Annotated in this window: 18 protein-coding genes; 10 read left to right on the top strand and 8 right to left on the bottom strand. The window is 68.7% G+C overall.

The features are described 5' to 3' along the window. The first annotated feature begins 56 nt into the window (after window positions 1-56). Window positions 57-893 carry a radical SAM/SPASM domain-containing protein gene (locus tag SK803_RS05525; RefSeq protein ID WP_319964655.1) on the top strand — a complete coding sequence of 279 codons (837 nt, stop codon included), beginning with the start codon at window positions 57-59 and terminating at the stop codon, window positions 891-893. On the opposite strand, the gene cpt is transcribed toward SK803_RS05525, so the two are convergent. Both cpt and SK803_RS05515 read right to left on the bottom strand, forming a co-directional pair. Beyond that, window positions 848-1,438 carry a chloramphenicol phosphotransferase CPT gene (cpt, locus tag SK803_RS05520; protein ID WP_319964654.1) on the bottom strand — a complete coding sequence of 197 codons (591 nt, stop codon included), beginning with the start codon at window positions 1,436-1,438 and terminating at the stop codon, window positions 848-850. The two genes, SK803_RS05525 and cpt, sit on opposite strands and share 46 nt — an antisense overlap. A 210-nt stretch (window positions 1,439-1,648) precedes the next feature. After that, window positions 1,649-2,968, bottom strand: a complete 1,320-nt coding sequence (locus tag SK803_RS05515; protein WP_319964653.1) for an NAD(P)-binding domain-containing protein — start codon at window positions 2,966-2,968, stop codon at window positions 1,649-1,651. A 99-nt stretch (window positions 2,969-3,067) separates the two neighbouring features. Here SK803_RS05515 and SK803_RS05510 point away from each other — a divergent pair, with 99 nt between their 5' ends. The 6 genes from SK803_RS05510 (at window position 3,068) to SK803_RS05485 (ending at window position 8,047) form a co-directional block, all read left to right on the top strand. Continuing rightward, window positions 3,068-4,036 carry an ATP-binding cassette domain-containing protein gene (locus SK803_RS05510; RefSeq protein ID WP_319964652.1) on the top strand — a complete coding sequence of 323 codons (969 nt, stop codon included), beginning with the start codon at window positions 3,068-3,070 and terminating at the stop codon, window positions 4,034-4,036. Beyond that, a complete protein-coding gene (locus tag SK803_RS05505; RefSeq protein WP_319964651.1) occupies window positions 4,033-4,833 on the top strand; it encodes an ABC transporter permease in 801 nt (266 codons plus the stop codon). Before SK803_RS05510 ends, SK803_RS05505 begins: the two co-directional genes overlap by 4 nt. 48 nt (window positions 4,834-4,881) lie before the next feature. Continuing rightward, window positions 4,882-5,568 (top strand): hypothetical protein, encoded by a 687-nt coding sequence (locus SK803_RS05500; protein ID WP_319964650.1) that lies wholly within the window; start codon window positions 4,882-4,884, stop codon window positions 5,566-5,568. Between the two features lie 10 nt (window positions 5,569-5,578). Then, window positions 5,579-6,757, top strand: coding sequence for an RtcB family protein (locus tag SK803_RS05495; protein ID WP_319964649.1), 1,179 nt, complete (start codon window positions 5,579-5,581; stop codon window positions 6,755-6,757). 68 nt (window positions 6,758-6,825) lie between these two features. Continuing rightward, window positions 6,826-7,416: a hypothetical protein gene (locus tag SK803_RS05490; protein ID WP_319964648.1), complete on the top strand. Its 591-nt coding sequence runs from the start codon at window positions 6,826-6,828 to the stop codon at window positions 7,414-7,416. Further along, window positions 7,409-8,047, top strand: a complete 639-nt coding sequence (locus SK803_RS05485; protein WP_319964647.1) for a hypothetical protein — start codon at window positions 7,409-7,411, stop codon at window positions 8,045-8,047. Before SK803_RS05490 ends, SK803_RS05485 begins: the two co-directional genes overlap by 8 nt. An 85-nt stretch (window positions 8,048-8,132) precedes the next feature. Here SK803_RS05485 and SK803_RS05480 read toward each other — a convergent pair whose 3' ends face one another. The 5 genes from SK803_RS05480 to SK803_RS05460 form a co-directional block, all read right to left on the bottom strand. Then, window positions 8,133-8,525 (bottom strand): hypothetical protein, encoded by a 393-nt coding sequence (locus SK803_RS05480; protein WP_319964646.1) that lies wholly within the window; start codon window positions 8,523-8,525, stop codon window positions 8,133-8,135. Window positions 8,526-8,900: 375 nt separating this feature from the next. Further along, window positions 8,901-9,668, bottom strand: coding sequence for a GntR family transcriptional regulator (locus SK803_RS05475; protein WP_319964645.1), 768 nt, complete (start codon window positions 9,666-9,668; stop codon window positions 8,901-8,903). A 31-nt stretch (window positions 9,669-9,699) separates the two neighbouring features. After that, entirely contained in the window at window positions 9,700-10,485 is a 786-nt protein-coding gene (locus SK803_RS05470; RefSeq protein ID WP_319964644.1) for a glutamate ABC transporter substrate-binding protein, read from the bottom strand. Window positions 10,486-10,680: 195 nt separating this feature from the next. Beyond that, a complete protein-coding gene (locus tag SK803_RS05465) occupies window positions 10,681-13,326 on the bottom strand; it encodes a bifunctional acetate--CoA ligase family protein/GNAT family N-acetyltransferase (RefSeq protein ID WP_319964643.1) in 2,646 nt (881 codons plus the stop codon). Window positions 13,327-13,332: 6 nt separating this feature from the next. Further along, a complete protein-coding gene (locus SK803_RS05460) occupies window positions 13,333-14,505 on the bottom strand; it encodes an acetoin utilization protein AcuC (RefSeq protein ID WP_319964642.1) in 1,173 nt (390 codons plus the stop codon). 156 nt (window positions 14,506-14,661) lie between these two features. On the opposite strand from SK803_RS05460, the gene SK803_RS05455 reads away from it, so the two are divergent. Further along, window positions 14,662-15,264: a DUF3558 domain-containing protein gene (locus SK803_RS05455; protein ID WP_319964641.1), complete on the top strand. Its 603-nt coding sequence runs from the start codon at window positions 14,662-14,664 to the stop codon at window positions 15,262-15,264. Window positions 15,265-15,297: 33 nt separating this feature from the next. Here SK803_RS05455 and SK803_RS05450 read toward each other — a convergent pair whose 3' ends face one another. After that, a complete protein-coding gene (locus SK803_RS05450; RefSeq protein ID WP_319964640.1) occupies window positions 15,298-16,149 on the bottom strand; it encodes a sulfurtransferase in 852 nt (283 codons plus the stop codon). Between the two features lie 78 nt (window positions 16,150-16,227). On the opposite strand from SK803_RS05450, the gene SK803_RS05445 reads away from it, so the two are divergent. Further along, window positions 16,228-16,923 (top strand): metal-dependent transcriptional regulator, encoded by a 696-nt coding sequence (locus SK803_RS05445; RefSeq protein WP_319964639.1) that lies wholly within the window; start codon window positions 16,228-16,230, stop codon window positions 16,921-16,923. Continuing rightward, a complete protein-coding gene (galK, locus tag SK803_RS05440; protein ID WP_319964638.1) occupies window positions 16,920-18,095 on the top strand; it encodes a galactokinase in 1,176 nt (391 codons plus the stop codon). Before SK803_RS05445 ends, galK begins: the two co-directional genes overlap by 4 nt. The last annotated feature ends 5 nt before the right edge of the window (window positions 18,096-18,100 follow it).

The raw sequence follows: 18,100 nt of genomic DNA, 5'->3' as shown, positions 1-18,100 counted from the left end.
TCTCGACTCGCCGGGGCAAGATGGTTGTCGCACGGCGACGTCCAGGGGAGCGGGACATGACCGACCTGCGTTTCGCATGGCTCGAGATCACCGGAAAATGCCAGCTGAGTTGCACGCACTGCTACGCGGACTCCGGGCCGCGCGGTACTGAGGGTGCGATGAGTCCGCCGGATTGGTTGCGGGTCGTCGACCACGTAGCCGAACTCGGGGCCCACTCGGTTCAGTTCATCGGCGGTGAACCGACATTGCATCCCGATTTACCGGAGTTCGTGGACCGCGCACTCGGCGCCGGTCTCGCGGTCGAGGTCTTCAGCAATCTCGTGCACATAGGCCCGCGCCTGTGGGACACCTTCTCCCGTCCCGGCGTGCGCCTTGCCACGTCCTACTATTCCGACACCGCGTCCCAGCACGACGGCATCACGCGCCGCCGCGGCAGCCACGCCCGCACCAGAGCCAACATCGCCGAAGCCCTGCATCGCGACATCCCGCTGCGCGCCGGTGTCATCGATGTCAGCACGTCCGACCACATCGGCCGGCAACGAACCCGCTCCGCACGGGACGAACTCGTCCAGCTCGGGGTCCCCCACGTCGGCGTCGACAACCTGCGCGGCATCGGCCGAGGCGCAAACGCTTCACCTGCCGCTGACCAGCTGTGCGGCCGCTGCGGTCACGGCGCCGTGGCGATCTCCTCGTCAGGCGAGGTCTGGCCGTGCGTGTTCGCCCGCTGGATCTCGCTGGGCAACATATTGGACACGGCTCTTCCAACGATCCTGTCGGCCGCGCCCTCTACCGCGCCCTCGACCGCACCCTCGGCTGCGCGTGCCGTCACCGGCCCGTCCTGCTGGCCTCAAGGCGGCGGCTCCTGCGCCCCGAACGACCCACCCCGCGCCTGAATCCTCGCGGCGATCACCCTCGCGCACTCGATCGCCTCATACCGCGCGGTGTCGACCTCGACGTCGTAGGTCATCCCGCGATGCACCAGATCGGCCTGCACCTCGGCCATCCCGGCGACCCGGTCGCCGCGCGCGAGCTCCCGGCCCGCGGCAACAGCGGCGTCACACCGCACCCCGACCCACACCACGCCGAGCCCGTCCAGCACCTTCTCCCACCGCTGCCGGGACTCGACCCCACCCAGAAACACGTCGTCCACGATCACCCGCGCCCCAGCGCGCACCATCGCGGCGACCCCCGCCATCCACGCGTCCTCGAGCATCCGGAACTCGCCCCCGACGGTGACGTCCCCGTCGTCCGCGAACCCGATGCCCTCAGCCCCGAGCCGCAACCGCGCGGGCATCACGTCGATCAACGTGTCGACTCCGATCGCCAGCCAGGCCTCGGGCAGCACGGCCTGCAGACACCGCGCGATCCCCGACTTGCCGGAGCTGGACCCACCGTTGAGAACGATCACCTGAGCACTCGCCGCCACAGCACCACTCACCGCCCGACCGTACCCATGCCACCCATCCGCCACGCCTCACACCTCACCCCCACCACGCCCTTAGCAATGAGTCTTTTGACGACGTCGTCAAAAGACTCATTGCTAAGCCCCAGGTTACCGCGCCGCGCGACTGATATATCGCCGCAGCCAGCCCGCCCGCATGCAAAAAACGTTTGCGGACGAAGTCAAAAGACTCATTGCAAAGGCCGGTCAGCGGCGGGCCGCGCCTGCTCGGCGTTCCTCCCGCAGCTCCCGCTGATACCCGAGGAAGTCGACCTCCAACGTGTGCCGCTTCGACTTCACGTACCGGCTCCGCAGCGACTGCCGGTAAGCCGTGATCTCCGCCTTCATCTCCGGCACCGGAGGCAACGCGGCACGCCCGGACACCAGATCGGCGATCCACTCCGACTGGGCCTCGGCCAGCGGCATGATCGCCCCCAGAGGCTGGATCAGCCCGAGGAAGTACAGGCCGGGATGATCCGGATCCACGACCCGCCGGTACAGCGACACCTCGTTGTCCGGAGAAGACACCGCGGGGAACGAGGCGGAGTCCAGGAACGGGAAGTCGACCTTGTACCCGGTGCAGTAGACGATGACGTCGACGTCCTCACGGCTGCCGTCGGTGAACACCACGCCGGACCCGTCCAGCCGGGCGACGTTCGGCTTCACCGTGATGTCGCCGTGCCCCAGCCGGGTCAGCAGGTCGTCGGACACCGTCGGGTGCGCGGCCAGGATCCCGTGCGACGGCTCGGGCAGCCCGTAGTCGGAGAGCTTGCCCCGCGCCAGCCGCAGCATCGCCCGCACGGACAGCGCCTGCAGCCACGCCGGCGCGAACCGGGCGAGCGGCGAGGTCGTCAGGTGATCGGTAGGCATCCCGAACAGGTACTTGGGCATGATGTGCGCGCCCCGCCGCATCGCCAGAAACGTCCGGGCGGAAACCCGGGACGACTCGACCGCGATGTCACACGCCGAATTCCCGATACCGAGAACCAGCACCCGCTTGTCCGCGAATCGCTCCGGCGTCTTGTAGAAGTGCGCGTGCGACTCCTCTCCGTCGAACGAACCCGGAAACGCCGGTTCCGGCATCCGCGGCGACCAGTGATGGCCGTTCGCGACGATGACAGAGCTGTACGACGACGAAACTTCCGAACCCGTGTCGCGATCGCGCGTGGTGACCGAATAGCCACCCGAAGCGGCCGAAACCGAGACGACCTCGGTCCGGAACCGGATGCGGTCGCGGAACCCGTGGTGCTTCACGAAGTCGTCGAAGTACTCGGCGATCTGGAAGTGCGAGGGGTAGGCCGGGAGGCTCGCGGGCATCGGGAAGGACTTGAACTCCATCATCTGCCGCGAGGTGTTGATGTGCAGCGACCGATAGGCGGAGGACATGCCGTTGTCGTTGAGGTAGCGCCAGTTGCCGCCGATCTCGGATCCGGACTCGTAGCAGTCGTACTCGATGCCACGGGCACCGAGCACCTGACATGCGGCGATGCCGGAAGAGCCTGCCCCGATGACGCACACGCGGTCCATGACGCTGAAGTATTTTCACGTTCAGACCGACTGTCAATCACCCGACCCAAGTACGGTAAATCGGACGAAATTGTCAGACCCGTTCGTCATGATGCCCGCATGACAGACGCGATCGTGGCCGAAGGCCTGGTCAAACGCTACGGGTCGGTCGTCGCACTCAACGGCCTGGATCTCAAGGTGCCCGAGGGCACCATCATGGGACTGCTCGGCCCCAACGGCGCGGGCAAGACGACGGCGGTGCGGGTGTTCACCACCCTGCTCGACCCCGACGAGGGATCCGCGCGTGTCGCCGGGCTCGACGTCCGCAAGCAAGCAGACGAACTGCGCAAGCGCATCGGCCTCTCCGGCCAGTACGCCGCGGTCGACGACAACCTCACGGGGTTCGAGAACCTCGACATGGTCGGCCGCCTCTATCACCTCGGGCGCGCCAGGAGCCGTGAACGCGCCCGCGAACTGCTCACGCGGTTCGACCTCGAGGACGCCGCCGACCGCCCCGTGAAGGGCTATTCCGGCGGCATGCGCCGAAGGCTCGACCTCGCTGGCGCGCTCGTCGCGAAGCCGAGCGTCCTGTTCCTCGACGAACCCACCACGGGCCTCGACCCGAGGTCCCGCCTCGGCATGTGGGACGTCATCGAGGAACTCGTCAAAGGCGGCACCACCGTTCTCCTCACCACCCAGTACCTCGAGGAGGCCGACCGCCTCGCCGACCAGATCGCGGTGATCGACCAGGGCAAGGTGATCGCCGAGGGCACCGCCGACCAGCTGAAGGAACAGGTGGGCGGCGAACGGCTTGAACTCTCCGTCGCCACCACGGCCGAACTCGCCATCTCCAAGGAGGCCCTGGCCGACCTCGCCGTCGGTGCCATGGAGTCCGACGAACGCCAGCACCACCTCACCGTGCCGGTCGCCGGCGGGTCCGGGGTGCTGATGGAGGCGATCAGGCGGCTGGACGGCGAGTCGGTGAAGGTGCTCGACATCGGACTGCGCAGGCCGACGCTCGACGACGTGTTCCTGGCCCTGACCGGCCACCACGCGGACAACGACTCAGCGGGGGACGACGAGAAGTGAAGCTGCTGCAAGCGCTTGCCGACGGCGCGGTCGTCTCCAAGCGCAACCTGATCAAGATCAAGCGCGTGCCGGACCTGCTGGTGTTCTCGACCGCGGCGCCGATCATGTTCGTGCTGCTGTTCGCCTACGTGTTCGGCGGCTCGATCGAGATCCCCGGCATGGACTACCGCGAGTTCCTGATGGCCGGCATCTTCGCCCAGACCGTGCTGTTCGGCGCCACCATCACCGGCAGCGGCCTGGCCGAGGACATGACCAAGGGCATCATCGACCGGTTCCGCTCGCTGCCGATGGCCCGCTCCGCCGTCCTGGTCGGCCGCACGACGTCCGATCTGGTCAACAACGCTCTCGTGATCGTCATCATGATGATCACCGGCCTGATCGTCGGCTGGCGCATCCACTCGTCGCCGCTGGAAGCGCTCGCGGCGGTCGCGATCCTGCTGCTGTTCGCCTACGCGTTCTCGTGGGCGATGGCGTGGATCGGGCTCCTGGTGCGCAGTCCCGAGGTGTTCAACAACGCCAGCTTCATCTTCATCTTCCCGATCACCTACATCGCGAACACGTTCGTGCAGTCGGAAAGGCTGCCGTCGGGGCTGCGGCACATCGCGGAGTGGAACCCGGTGTCGGCGGTGACGCTCGCCGCGCGCGAACTCTTCGGCAACACCTCGCCGTTGCAGACGCCGCCGGACGTCTGGCCGTTGCAGCACCCGGTGCTCGCGTCGCTCGGCTGGGTCGTGGTCTTCCTGCTGATCTTCGTGCCGCTGGCCAACTACCAGTACAAGCGCGCGGTGGCCCGCTGAGTGGAACGGGGTATGCCCCGCGCACCCAGGGCCAATACGTTGTGCCACATGAGAAAGCTCCTCGTGGCAGTCACGTCGGTACTGGCGATCACGGTCTCCGCGGGCACGGCGGCGGGCGCACCGCTGCCGTGCCCGGAGATCTTCGCGACGAACAACACCGCGATCATCACCGACCCCGATGATCCGCGCCTGCGGGACAGGCTGGCCAGGTTCGACCGCGAGGTCCGCGGCATCGTGCTCGCCAACGGCGGCCTCACCGCCCGCTCCACGCTGCTCGACGGCGTGTTCTGGTCGAGCGATCTGCAGCAGACGACGTTCGAACGCTCGCGCAAGTTCGACGTCACCCTCGACGAGAACAGCCTGCGGCACACGGCATCGACGATCAGCAAGCAGTTCAGCCAGGAGTCGGTGCTCACGTTCCGCTTCCTGCCCGCGAACTCGCAGGAGGTCGACGCCGTCCAGGTCGAGATCGAGGGCATCACCGCGAAGCAGGTCCGCGAAGGCCTCCTCAAGGACGCGGTCGCGCGCGAGAAGCTCGGCGGCGGCAGCGTGACGTTGCAGAACAAGGCGATCCTCATCGCGGGCGTCAACGACCTTCCGACAGTGCGCGCGTTCGTCACGAACATCGGCGGCAACATGAGCAAGGCCAAGGTCCGCAAGGGGGCGTGGGAGTTCGTGTCGGCAGTCGACGTGACAGCTGAAACTCCTTTGTGGATCAACCAGAACGCCGCCTAACCTCGTACCCATGGCAGCAACTGTGGTCCGCGGCCAGAACGTGGACATCCGAATGTGGACTCGGCCGGACGAGGTCGAGGAGTTCGCCATGCAACAGCTCCAGAACATCTCCGCGCTGCCGTGGGCGGTGAAGCACATCGCGGTCATGCCCGACGTGCACTACGGAAAGGGCGCCACGGTGGGGTCGGTGATCGCGTTGCGCGACGCCGTCTCCCCCGCGGCCGTCGGCGTGGACATCGGCTGCGGCATGGCCGCCGTGCGCACCTCGCTCACGGCGAGCGACCTGCCGGAGACGCTGCGTGGGCTGCGGTCGCGGATGGAGGCCGTCGTCCCCGTCGGTTTCGGTCAGCACAAGGCGACCGCTTTCACCGAAAGGGACGCGTCCGACTGGGCACCGTTCTGGAGGCGGTTCGACGACCTGACGCCTGCCGTGAAGGCGCGCGCCGACAAGGCGATGCACCAGATGGGCACGCTCGGCGGCGGCAACCACTTCCTCGAGGTCTGCCTGGACTCCGACCAGCGCGTCTGGGTCATGCTGCACTCCGGTTCGCGTGGCATCGGCAACGAGCTGGCGCAGCACCACATCTCGGTGGCGCGCAAGCTCGCGCACAACGCCGAGCTGCCGGACCCGGACCTCGCCGTGTTCCTCGCGGGCACGCCGGAGATGGCGGCGTACCGGCACGACCTGTACTGGGCACAGGACTACGCGCGACGCAACCGCGCGGTCATGCTGCGCCTGGTCTGCGACGTGCTGCGCGCCGACTTCCCGCAGATCCGGTTCGAGGAGCCGATCTCGTGTCACCACAACTACGTCTCCGAGGAGAACCACTTCGGCGAGGACGTGCTGGTGACCCGCAAGGGCGCGATCCGGGCAGGCCGCGGTGAGCTCGGCATCATCCCGGGCTCGATGGGCACCGGTTCGTACATCGTGCGCGGGCTCGGCAACCCGGACTCGTTCGAGTCGGCGTCCCACGGCGCCGGCCGGAGGATGTCGCGCAACAAGGCCCGCGAGACGTTCACCACGCAGGATCTCGCCGACCAGACAAGTGGCGTCGAGTGCCGCAAGGACTCCGGCGTGGTGGACGAGATTCCGGGCGCCTACAAGGACATCGACACCGTGATGGCGAACCAGTCGGACCTGGTCGAGGTGGTCGCCAAGCTCAAGCAGGTGGTTTGTATCAAGGGTTGATGTTTCCGTTTCGAGCACATGGGAAGCCTCCGGACAGCAGAGATACTTGCCTGTCTTGGAGGTTTTCCATGTCAACGGGCGCCATCATCGGCCTGGTGGTCGCGGTTCTCGTGGTGCTGGTGGTCCTCGCCTTCGTGCTGAGGCCCGCCATGCAACGCAAGAAGTTGCGCGACCGGTTCGGCCCTGAATACGACCGCGCGGTCTCTGACAGTGACAGCAGAACGGCCGCGGAGAAGGAGCTCGCCGAGCGGGAGCACCGCCACAGCGAGTTCGACCTGAAGCCGCTTTCTGCTACGGCACAGGACAGTTACCGCCGGCACTGGGCGAACGTGCAAGCGAAGTTCGTCGATTCGCCGGACAGCGCGATCGCGGACGCCGACCGGCTGGTGACCGACCTGATGGCCGAGCGCGGCTACCCCACCGAGGGTTACGAGGCGCAGCTGAGCGTGCTGTCGGTGGAACACGCTCAAACCCTTGAGCACTACCGCAAGGCGCACGACATCTCCGAACGCCAGGAGATCGGCGAGGCGAGCACCGAGGACCTGCGCACCGCGATGGTGCACTACCGCGAGTTGTTCACCGACCTGCTCGAACACGGTGCGGCTCCGCGCAAGGACAAGGACCGTGAGGCCGTGCGGAAGGAGAAGACGGATGTCTGAGGCACCCACCCACGCGGCGGTTCCGACGCCCACCCCGGCGCGACCCCAGCAGAACCCACCGCAGACTGAACGCACCGCTCAGGCCGAGCGCCAGACGGAGCGTGAGGCAGAGCGCACCACGCAGGCGGAGCGGCATGCAGAAGGCCGCACGGAAGATCGGCCGGAAAACCGCACTGCGCAGACCGAACAGCGCACGCAGCACACGGAGCGCATGCCGCAGCAGCAGTCACAGCGCAGCGAGCAGCAGCGACCCGACGCTCAGCGCGCCGAACAGCAGCGCACAGAAGCACAACGCACAGAAGCACAGCGCACGGAACAGCAGCGCAACGAGTCGCAGCGCACCGAAACGCCGCGGTCCGAAACGCCGCGGTCCGAACAGCGCGCCGAGCAGCGGCCGTCCAGCAAGCTCGAAGACGAGTGGCAGGCCGTGCAGTACGAGTTCGTCGACGACCCGAAGGCGGCCGTGCGCAAGGCAGACGGCCTCGTGACGCGGGCGCTCGAGGAACTCACCTCGCGCCACCGCTCCCTCACCAAGCAGCTCGAGGGAAACGGTGATCCACAGACCGAGGACCTGCGACTGGCTCTCCACCGCTATCGGGAATTGTTCAAGTCGCTCGTCGCCGTCAAGTAAGTGGCTATACCAGATCATTTGCGCCCCGGCGCCGTGGCCGTAACAGGCGACGGCGCCGGCTGGCGTGCAAGGGCTGGCTGCGCAGCTAGCTGGGCAGCTCGCGGATTTCCATCTCCAGCACGTCGATCTCGTCGCTGATGGCCTCGTCGAGCATGTCGTCCAGCAACTTGCGGCACTCCGCCGATCCGCATCGCGGCAGTCCCGCGCCGAACCTCGGCACCTGCTCCCACCACACCGCCGGGTTGTTCCAGAAAGACCCGGAACCCTGATCGACACCGTCGAGACAGCGCAGTTTCTGGTCACTCTCCGGAAGAGCTCGCACGAACTCGATGAACAACGCGAGTGCGTCCGGATTGCTCACCGGGACCGCGCCGTAGCCGCGCAGGCAGTCTTCGAGTTCAGCGAGGAACTCCGACTTGAAGGACACGGCACACCCCCGCTCCTCCGCACCGTTGCGGACGTACTGAGTTCGTAGCATCAACAGTACCTCCGTGACTTGAGCGGGAAACGAGTGCGAACGGGCGGTATCTTCCTGAGCCCGCACCGGATCCGGTGACCCGCAGTCACGTCATCTGCTGGCCATCTGCCCTCGTGCACGCCTGGACGGCGAGCGTCAGCCTCCTGGGCGCGCGGGGAAAGTCACGCAAAGTGCTCAGCCCTCGAAACGCTGACACAGCCACAGTCGAAGCAGAACACATCCGTTGGGGCCCGAAAGAAAGTCTTACTCGCGCACTGCTTCCGAACGGCCTCGGACATGGCGAAGAACTGTTGCACCGGAATGCGCGCCGGCCATTCCTCCGGCTCCGTCTGTTTTGGACGATGGCAGGCGCTTGCCCGCGATTCCGCCCCGTTCCTAACGGTCGGCGTGCAGCCGCGCGACGAAGCTGAACCGATCACCGCGATACAGCGACCGGGCGCGTTCGATGGGGTGGCCCTCGACGTCGTAGGAGACGCGGTGCAGCAGCAGCATCGGCAGCGCGGGGTTCGTGCCGATCAGCAACGCCTCGCGGGGCGTGGCGAGCACCGTCTCGACGCGTTCCTCCGCCTCGGCGAAACGCACGCCGAGCCGTTCGGTGAGGCACGCGTAGAGCGACCCAGCGGGGTCGAGCTTCTCCAGCAGGCCCGGGAAACGGCCGAGGCTCAGGTACGTCGACTCGAGGCCGATGCGCTCGTCGTCGGCGAGCAGGACGCGTTCGAGGTGCACGACCGGGTCGCCGGGTTCGATCATCAGGTCGCGGGCGAGGCCGTCGTCGGCGCCGAGCTCCTCGACCGTGATCACGGTGCGGTTCGGCTCGACGCCCTGACGACGCATGCCCTCGGTGTAGCTGACCAGCGACAACGGCTGGACCAGCTTCGGTGGCGCGACGAACGTGCCGCTGCCCTGGCGGCGGATGAGCAGGCCTTCGAGCACCAGTTCGCTGACGGCCTGGCGGAGCGTGACGCGCGAGACGGAGAACCGCTCGGCGAGCTCGCGTTCGGACGGCAGGACGGTGCCTTCGCCGAGAGTCTCGACGAGGTCGAAGAGCTCGGCCTTGACCGCGTAGTAGCGCGGGACTCGGCCGTGTTCGGGAATGCCCGCGCGAACGGGTCGATCAGCGCGGTGCGGCGGGACGCGGTTCACGTGGCGTGAGCCTACGTCACGCCCCGTGTGATCAGGGCGCGAGCTTCGGCGGGTCGGGGATCTTGTAGCCGGAAGATCCGATGTTCGTCTCCAGCGACTTGCGCCAGGCACCCGTGTCGATCATCTTCTGCAGCGCTTGCTGGACCTTGGCCTTGCTGCTGGGGTCGTCGCGGTGCAGGCCGACGCCGTACTCCTCCTTGCTGAACGGGTCGCCGACGACCCGCAGGAGCTCGGGGTTCTGGGCGGCGTACCCGGCGAGCAGCACGTCGTCGGTCGTGACGGCGTCGACGTTGTTGGCCAGCAGCGCGGTGACGCAGTCGCTGAACTTGGCGTACTCGACCAGGTTCACGTCCTTGGCGAACTGCTCCTTGACGTACGCGGCGGACGTGGAGCCCGCGGTGGAGCACAGGCGCAGGCTCGCGTTGAGCGACTTGGGGCCGTCGATGCGGGTCTCGTTCATGCGCACCAGCAGGTCCTGGCCGGCGACGAAGTACGGGCCGACGAAGTCGACGATCTCCTTGCGCTTGTCCGTGATCGAGTAGGTGGACACGACCATGTCGGCCTCACCGCTGGTCAGGAGCGTTTCCCGGTTGCCGGGCTGTGCTTCCTTCCAGGTGATGTTCTGCTCGTCGACGCCCAGTTCGTTCGCGATGAACTTGGCCACGTCGACGTCGAAACCGCGGTAGCTGCCGTCCAGCCTGCGCACCGCCATGCCGGGCTGGTCGAACGACACAGCGACGATCATGCGGTCGTCCGAGCTGACCTTGCCCGCCATGGTGGATTTGTCGCCACCCGCGCACGAGGCGAGGAGCAGCACGGCCGCACATGTTGTCGCCACCAGGCGGAGGAGCGCTCTCGGCGTCATTCGTCCCTCTTACAGCGTCGATCAACGGGCATGCGCCGATGCACCTTGAGGCAACGTTGCTCGGCGATGCCGGAAACCTAGGCGGCGATTGGGCGCATGTCCATACCTCGGCGTGAATGAGACAACGGAATCGGTGCGGTGAACCGATCACCTCAGGCGGCGTGGACCCGCGTCGTGCAGGGACGGAGGCGGTCCCACGACAATCCGCGCGCTGCTGACGAAAGCCCCTGCGGCAGAAGCAAGAACGGGTTCGAGCTTCAGCGAGCGCACCTCCGGAAGGTCCTCTGCCAATGCGGCCAAACGGAGTACCAGTTCCTGAAGTGCTTTCAGGTCCGCGGGTTCGTCGCCTCGATAACCGGTGAGCAGCGGCGCGGCTTTAGGTGCCGCAACGAGTTCCGCGGCGTCGGTGTCGGTGAGGGGTACCGCCCGGTAGGCACGGTCACCGAGGAGGTCGCTGACCAGACCCGACAGTCCGAACCAGACCAGCGTCCCGAAGCTCGGGTCGTCCTGCAGGCCGAGGACGCAGCTGACTCCCTTGGGCGCCATGCGTTGCACGTACACGCCCGGTTTGCCGCTCAACGCCGCGAGATCGTGGTATGCCGCCTTGACCGATTCTTGTTGCGCGATGTCGAGCCTGACGCCGACGAGATCGGTGCGGTGACGAAGGCGTTCGCTGGTGGCTTTCATCGCGACCGGGTAGCCGAGTTCGCCGGCGGCTTCCGCCGCTTCTTCCTCGGTGTAGGCGATGCGGAACGGGACCACGTCGATTCCGTAGCACTTCAGGAGTTCGACGGCGGTGTGGTCGCCGAGCCGCTGTTCGGCCTGCGGGTTGTCCACAATGGACCGCGCTTTGTCGGCGTCGATGCCGTCCGGGCGCGCGAAGTTGCCCTGGGGTGCGGCGCGCCAGTGGGCGTAGCGGACGGTGCGGGCCAGTGCGAGAACGGCGCGTTCGGGGCTGGAGTAGCTGGGGATCGAGCCTTTCCCCGGCATTTTGAGCTCGTCTGGAATGCCCTCGACCGCGAGGAACGTCGAGACGATCGGTTTCGTGCGGTGCGCGGCTTCCTTGAGCGCGCGGGCGTAGGCGGCGCCGGGGACCGCGATCGGTGGCACGAACACGACGACGAGGGCGTCGGTGTCGGCGCGGTCCAGTGCTTCTTCGACCGCCTTGGCGAACTCCTCGGGCGTGGCCTGGGCGCCGACGTCGACGGGGTCGCCCGCGAGTTCGAGGTCCTGGGCGAGCAGCGTGTCGGCGGCGAGCAGGCCGATGGCGGTGGAGTTGCCGACGACGGCGACGCGCTTGCCCTTGGGCAGCGGCTGGTGAGCAAGCAGCAACGCGGTGTCGAACAGCTGGGCCAGCGAGTCGACCCTGATCACGCCGGCCTGCTCGAACAGCGCCTGGACGCTCGCCTCGTCGACCTTGGCGGCGGTGGCGGCGAGTCCGGGGACGACGGCGTGCCGGCCGGACTTGACCGCGACGATGGGTTTGGTGCGGCCGAGTCTGCGGGCGAGCCGCGCGAACTTGCGCGGGTTGCCGAACGACTCCAGGTAGAGCAGCACGACGTCGGTGGAGGGGTCGGTCTCCCAGTACTGCAGCATGTCGTTGCCGGAGACGTCGGCGCGGTTGCCCGCCGAGACGAACGTGGACAGGCCGAGGCCCCAGCCGGCGGCGTTGGCGAGGATGGCCGTGCCGAGTGCGCCGGACTGGCAGAAGAAGCCCGCGCGGCCCCGTGCGGGGAGTTTCGGGGCGAGGCTCGCGTTCAGGCGGATCTTGGGGTCGAGGTTGATCACGCCGAGGGCGTTCGGCCCGACGACGCGCATGCCGTGCGCTCTCGCCTCGGCCGCGAGCCTGCGTTCGGCTGACAGACCGTCCGGGCCCGTCTCGCCGTAGCCGGAGCTGACGACGACGAGCGCCTTCACGCCCTTCGCGAGGCACGCGTCCATGACCTCGTCGACGCTGGCCGCGGGCACGGCGACGACGGCGAGGTCGACGTCGTCGGGGATGTCGAGCACGGTCGGGTACGCCCGGACGCCCCGCACGGCGCGATGTTCGGCGTTGACCGGGTAGACGGGGCCGTTGAAGTCGGCTTCGAGGAGGTTCTTGAGGACCGCGTGCCCGATCTTGGTCGGGTCGGTGGAGGCCCCGATGACCGCGACGGACCGAGGATGCAGCAGGTTGTGCACGCTGCGGGCCTCGGCGGCCTGCTCGCGGGCCCTGGCGACGGCGACGGACTCCTCGGTGGGGTCGATCGCGAACTCCAGGTGCAGCACGCCTTCCTCGAACGCCCTGCTGACCTGGTAGCCGGCGTCGCGGAACACCCGGACCATCTGCCCGTTCTCGGCCAGCACCTCGGCCTCGAACCGCGTCAGCCCGACCTCCCTGGCGGCCGCGGCGAGGTGTTCGAGCAGGATGCTGCCCAGCCCGCGCCCCTGGTGCCCGTCCTCGACGACGAACGCGACCTCGGCGCTGTCCCCGCGATGGTCGCCACCGTGCAGCCGGTCGAACCTGCCGACGGCGACGATGTCGTCGCCCAGCAACGCGATGAGCGCGACCCGGTCGTGGTGGTCGACGGTGCTGAACCGCTCGAGGTCCCGCTGCGGGATCCGCGGGTAGGGCCCGAAGTAGCGGAAGTACCGCGTCCGCTCGGACAGCCGGCCGTGGAACTCCCTGAGCTTCTCGCCGTCGTCCGGCGTGATCGGCCGCAGGTGGACGGTGCCGCCGTCACTGAGGACGACATCCGCCTCCCACTGCCGGGGAAAGTCGAACGGATCGCTGACCGCGGCACTGTCTGGCACTTTGTGTCAGTCCCTGGGATCGTCGGGATCAAGTCCATGCAACGGGAACACCGCCCGGCGCGTCTCACGGATCGCCTTGTCCACCGGCTCCTCCGTGTCGCCGCCCCACGGCTGGTGTCCAGGGTCGCACTCATCCGTCATCGACGCAGGCAACGGCCAGTCAGGTGCGATGCGTGTCGCATGCGCCACCCAGTCCGCGGGCAGTGGCCGGTTCGGGTCGACATCGCGATCCAGGACCGTCGCCAGCAGATGCGTCCACGACCGCGGCACGACCCTGAGCAGCTCGTACCCGCCACCGCCCAGCGCCAGCCACTTGAACCCGTGCTCGTTCACCAGCTCCCGGAACGCCTGATAGATCGCCCGGTGCCCGTCCACGCTCAGCGCGAGGTCCGCCAGCGGATCCTCCTTGTGCGTGTCCACACCGCACTGCGTGACCAGCACCTGCGGCCTGAACGCCTTGAGCAACGCCGGCACCGTCGCGTGAAACGCCCGCATCCAAGCGGCGTCCCGCGTGCCCGCCGGCAACGCGACGTTGACCGCACTCCCCTCGGCCCCGGCGCCCCCGACCTCACCGGCCCACCCGGTGCCCGGCCACAGGCTCATCGGGTGCTGGTGCAACGAGACCGTCAGCACCCGCGGGTCGTCCCAGAACGCCGTCTGCACCCCGTCCCCGTGATGCACATCGACATCGACATACGCGATGCGTTCCACCCCGCTGCGCAACAACCACTCAATGGCCACCGCGCAGTCGTTGTAGACGCAGAACCCGGCCGCGCTGTCCGGCATCGCGTGGTGCAACCCACCGGCGATGTTGACCGCCCGGTCCGCCTCACCCGAGGCAATGGCCCGCGCCGCAGCCAGCGACCCGCCAACGACCAATGCCGACGCCTCGTGCATCCGCTCGAACACGGGGTTGTCCGGCGTCCCCAGCCCGTGCCCGACATCCCACCCGGCCGTCGGCGCCGCCTGCACAGCGCTCAAATACCCCGGCCGGTGCACCAGCTCGATCTCCTCGTCACTGGCCGCCGCGGGCACCCGCATCTCCACGCCCTCGAGCACCCCGAGCGCCGTGGCGAGCCGGATCGTCAGGTCGAGCCGGACAGGATTGAGCGGATGGTCGCCACCGAGGTCATACCCGAGGAAGGACCTGTCCCAGACAACAGCGGCCGGCTTACCCATGGCCAGCAACCTACCGACCGATCGGCCCAACCGGCGATCACGATTGCCCGTCACCGGCCCGCCACCCGTGCCCACCGCCCGAACGCCGCCTACAGTCCCCACTCGCCGGGCCCCCGAACCCGGAACCGATCTCACCGAACAGGGGTCAGAGGCGACATGAACCTGCGACCAGCGGCCGTCCTCCTCGCACTGGGCCTGACCCTCGCCGCCGTCACAGGCTGCAGCGAACAGGTCAAGGGCACCGCGACGGCCGACGCCAACGCGGCCCCTGAACCAGCCGACCCCACCTCGACCTCGAAGAAGCCACCCGCCAGCACCCCGGCCTCCAAGCCGGCGGACCCCACCGCCCCGAAACAGGGCGATGTGAAGATCACCACCAAGAAGAAGGCCTCAGGTCTCGAAACCTGCGGCGTCCTCAAAGCCGCGGACATCGAAGCCGCGACCGGCGGCAAGTCCTCGGCGGACGGCGGCTGCATCCACACCACCACCGGCCCGTCCACCGTCATCACCCAGATGGTCACGGTCCCCGACGTGGCGGATCAGGACGGCGAGAAGAAGCAGATCGAGATCGGTGGCAACACGGCATGGCAGGTCGCCGCGTCCAAGGAGGACTGCCAGGTCACCGTCATGCTGACCGACGACCCGGCCGTCATCACCCCGGCCTTCTCCGTGAGCGTCCTGGCGATCGACGACGTGGACACCTGCGCCACCGCCCTCAAACTCGCCACCGAGGGCTTCAACCGCATCCCCAACGCCTGACCACCGCCCGCTCGCCGGCATGGCCGCCCGCCCTCAGCCGCCGGTGGCAACCTCCCGGTCCAACGCACACCAGTTGGACCACGACCCGGCGTACAGCGCGGCCGGCTTCTCGGCCGACGTGATCCCCGCGACCTCCAGCGCCAGCACGACGGACGAGGCGGTCACACCGGACCCGCAATAAGCACCAACAGCCACATCACCCGACACCCCGAGCTCACCGAACCGCGCGGCCAGCTCGGCCCCGCCGAGCCACCGGCCGTCCGCGCCGACGTGCCCGGTCGTCGGCGCGTTGAGCGCACCCGGAACGTGCCCGGCCCTGGGATCCACCGGCTCGGTCTCCCCGCGATACCGCGCCGCGGCCCGCGCGTCGAGCAACACGCCCTCCTGAGCGAGCGCCGCGGCACCATCCGCGTCCAGCACCGGCATCCGCCCGGCCCGCACCACCACGTCCCCAGCGGCGTCACCCGTCAGGGGCGCGGGCACCTCCGCGCTCACCGGCAGCCCGGCCGCCTCCCACGCGGCGAACCCGCCGTCCAGCACCGCGACCTCGCCGTAGCCGGCCCACCGCAGCAGCCACCACACCCGCGCGGCAACCGAGCCGTCTCCTGCGTCATACGCCACGACCTGGCCGCCCTCGCGCACACCCGCACGGCGCAGCACCTCCTGCAACCGCCCGGGATCCGGCAGCGGATGCCGGCCACCGACACCGGGCGGCGCGGACAACTCGGTGTCCAGATCCACGTACACCGCGCCGGGCACGTGGCTGACCTCGTAGTCTTGGCGTCCAGGTGGTCCGCCGAGACGCCACCGGACGTCCAGCACAACGGTGGCCGGCTGCGCACTCAGCGCATCGGAGAGGACCTCAGGAGTGATCAAGGGATGCACAGCTCACATCCTGCACCCGCGTGGACACCTGTGTCCCCCGGCACGACTACCATTGACACCATACGAAGGGGAGCGGGTGTGAACGACCTCATCGACACCACGGAGATGTATCTCCGCACGATCTACGAGCTCGAAGAAGAGGGCGTGGTGCCTCTGCGCGCCCGCATCGCCGAGCGCCTCGGCCAAAGTGGACCGACGGTCAGCCAGACCGTGGGCCGGATGGAACGCGACGGCCTGGTGGTCGTGGCGGAGGACCGCCACCTCGAGCTCACCGAGCAGGGCCGCAACCTCGCGATCGCCGTCATGCGCAAGCACCGGCTCGCCGAGCGCCTCCTCGTGGACATCATCGGGCTCGAGTGGGAGCACGTGCACAGCGAGGCATGCCGCTGGGAGCACGTGATGAGCGAGGCGGTCGAACGCAAGCTCATCAAGCTCCTCGGCAACCCCACCACCTCGCCCTACGGCAACCCGATCCCCGGCCTCGACAAGCTGGGCGACGGCGAGCCCGCCCCGCCCGCCGAGGCGGACCTGGTGCGCGTGGACGAGGTGGCCCGCCGCGGCGGCGGCCGCGTCGAGGTGCGCCGCATCGCCGAGCACGTCCAGCTCGACCCGGACCTCATGGCCGAACTGAAGTCCGCCGGCGTGGTGCCGGGCGGCACCGTGGAGGTCGAGGCGCTCGGTGGCGCCAAGGTCATCCAGGTGCGCGGCGGTAACGGCACCACGGCAGAACTCGACCCCGCGGTCGCCCACGCCGTCATGGTGCTCGCCCGGTGACCCAGGCGACCACACCGGCGGCGAAGGCGGCCGAGGCGTTCCAGCGCCTGCACGGACGCGCTCCCGAGGGGGTCTGGTCGGCACCTGGCCGCGTCAACCTCATCGGCGAGCACACCGACTACAACGACGGCTACGTGCTGCCGTTCGCGTTGCCCCACCGCATCGCGGTAGCGGCGTCGCCCCGTGCCGACGGCGTCATGACCGTCAGCACGATGGGCGACGACGGCGGGCTGCAGGACGCGGACCCGGTCGTGGTGGCCGACCTAGTCCCCGGCACCGTCAAGGGGTGGGCCGCGTACCCCGGTGGTGTCGCCTGGGCCCTGCGTGAGCAGGGGATCGCGGTCACCGGAGGGGCTGACCTCGTCATCGCGGGCGACGTGCCCGCGGGGGCCGGTCTCTCCTCGTCGCACGCTCTGGAGTGCGCCGTCGCCCTCGCCCTGCTCGGCCTCGCCGGCGTCGACGCCGAGCGGCCGGACATCGCGCGCTGGGTGCAGCGCTCCGAGAACGACTTCGTGGGCGCACCCACCGGCATCCTGGACCAGACGGCATCGCTGTGCTGCATCGAAGCGCACGCCCTGTTTTACGACGTGCGCTCCGGCAAGCCGGAGCAGGTCGCGTTCGACGCGGCTGCCAGCGGCCTCGAGGTTCTCGTCGTCGACACCCGCGCGAGCCACGCCCTCGTCGACGGCGGCTACGGCGCCCGGCGAGCGGGCTGCGAACGTGCCGCCGGCATCCTCGGCGTCCCCGCGCTGCGCGACGTCGACATCGCGGAACTCGACGAGGCGCTCGTCCGGCTGCCCGAAGAGCTGCGTCCGCTGGTGCGGCACGTCGTGACCGAGAACGAGAGGGTCCTGCGCACCGTCGAGCTGCTCCGCGCGGGCAAGCTCGCCGACGTCGGCCCCCACCTCTCGGCCTCCCACGCGAGCCTCCGGGACGACTACCGCGTCTCCTGCCTGGAGCTCGACGTCGCCGTCGACTCCGCGATGGCGGCCGGCGCTCTCGGCGCCCGGATGGTCGGCGGCGGTTTCGGCGGTTCGGCCATCGCCCTCGTGCCCGTCGAACGGCACGACGAGGTCGAGCGGTCCGTGCTCGCCGGTTTCGCCTCGCGCTCGCTCACGCGGCCGAGGCTCTTCACGGCGGTTCCGTCCGCGGGTGCGGGCCGGGACCGGTAGCGAAC

Source organism: Lentzea miocenica, assembly GCF_033949945.1.
Classification (GTDB): Bacteria; Actinomycetota; Actinomycetes; order Mycobacteriales; family Pseudonocardiaceae; genus Lentzea; species Lentzea miocenica.
The sequence above is the reverse complement of the archived record's forward strand: the minus strand, read 5'-3'. Positions and strand labels throughout refer to the sequence as shown.

What these genes read in the sequence shown, in the direction of transcription:
- SK803_RS05525 (WP_319964655.1), top strand. Translation starts at nt 57, where the DNA reads ATGACCGACCTGCGTTTCGCATGGCTCGAGATCACCGGAAAATGCCAG.
- SK803_RS05515 (WP_319964653.1), bottom strand. Translation starts at nt 2,968, where the DNA reads ATGGACCGCGTGTGCGTCATCGGGGCAGGCTCTTCCGGCATCGCCGCA.
- SK803_RS05510 (WP_319964652.1), top strand. Translation starts at nt 3,068, where the DNA reads ATGACAGACGCGATCGTGGCCGAAGGCCTGGTCAAACGCTACGGGTCG.
- SK803_RS05500 (WP_319964650.1), top strand. Translation starts at nt 4,882, where the DNA reads ATGAGAAAGCTCCTCGTGGCAGTCACGTCGGTACTGGCGATCACGGTC.
- SK803_RS05495 (WP_319964649.1), top strand. Translation starts at nt 5,579, where the DNA reads ATGGCAGCAACTGTGGTCCGCGGCCAGAACGTGGACATCCGAATGTGG.
- SK803_RS05490 (WP_319964648.1), top strand. Translation starts at nt 6,826, where the DNA reads ATGTCAACGGGCGCCATCATCGGCCTGGTGGTCGCGGTTCTCGTGGTG.
- SK803_RS05485 (WP_319964647.1), top strand. Translation starts at nt 7,409, where the DNA reads ATGTCTGAGGCACCCACCCACGCGGCGGTTCCGACGCCCACCCCGGCG.
- SK803_RS05480 (WP_319964646.1), bottom strand. Translation starts at nt 8,525, where the DNA reads ATGCTACGAACTCAGTACGTCCGCAACGGTGCGGAGGAGCGGGGGTGT.
- SK803_RS05460 (WP_319964642.1), bottom strand. Translation starts at nt 14,505, where the DNA reads ATGGGTAAGCCGGCCGCTGTTGTCTGGGACAGGTCCTTCCTCGGGTAT.
- SK803_RS05455 (WP_319964641.1), top strand. Translation starts at nt 14,662, where the DNA reads ATGAACCTGCGACCAGCGGCCGTCCTCCTCGCACTGGGCCTGACCCTC.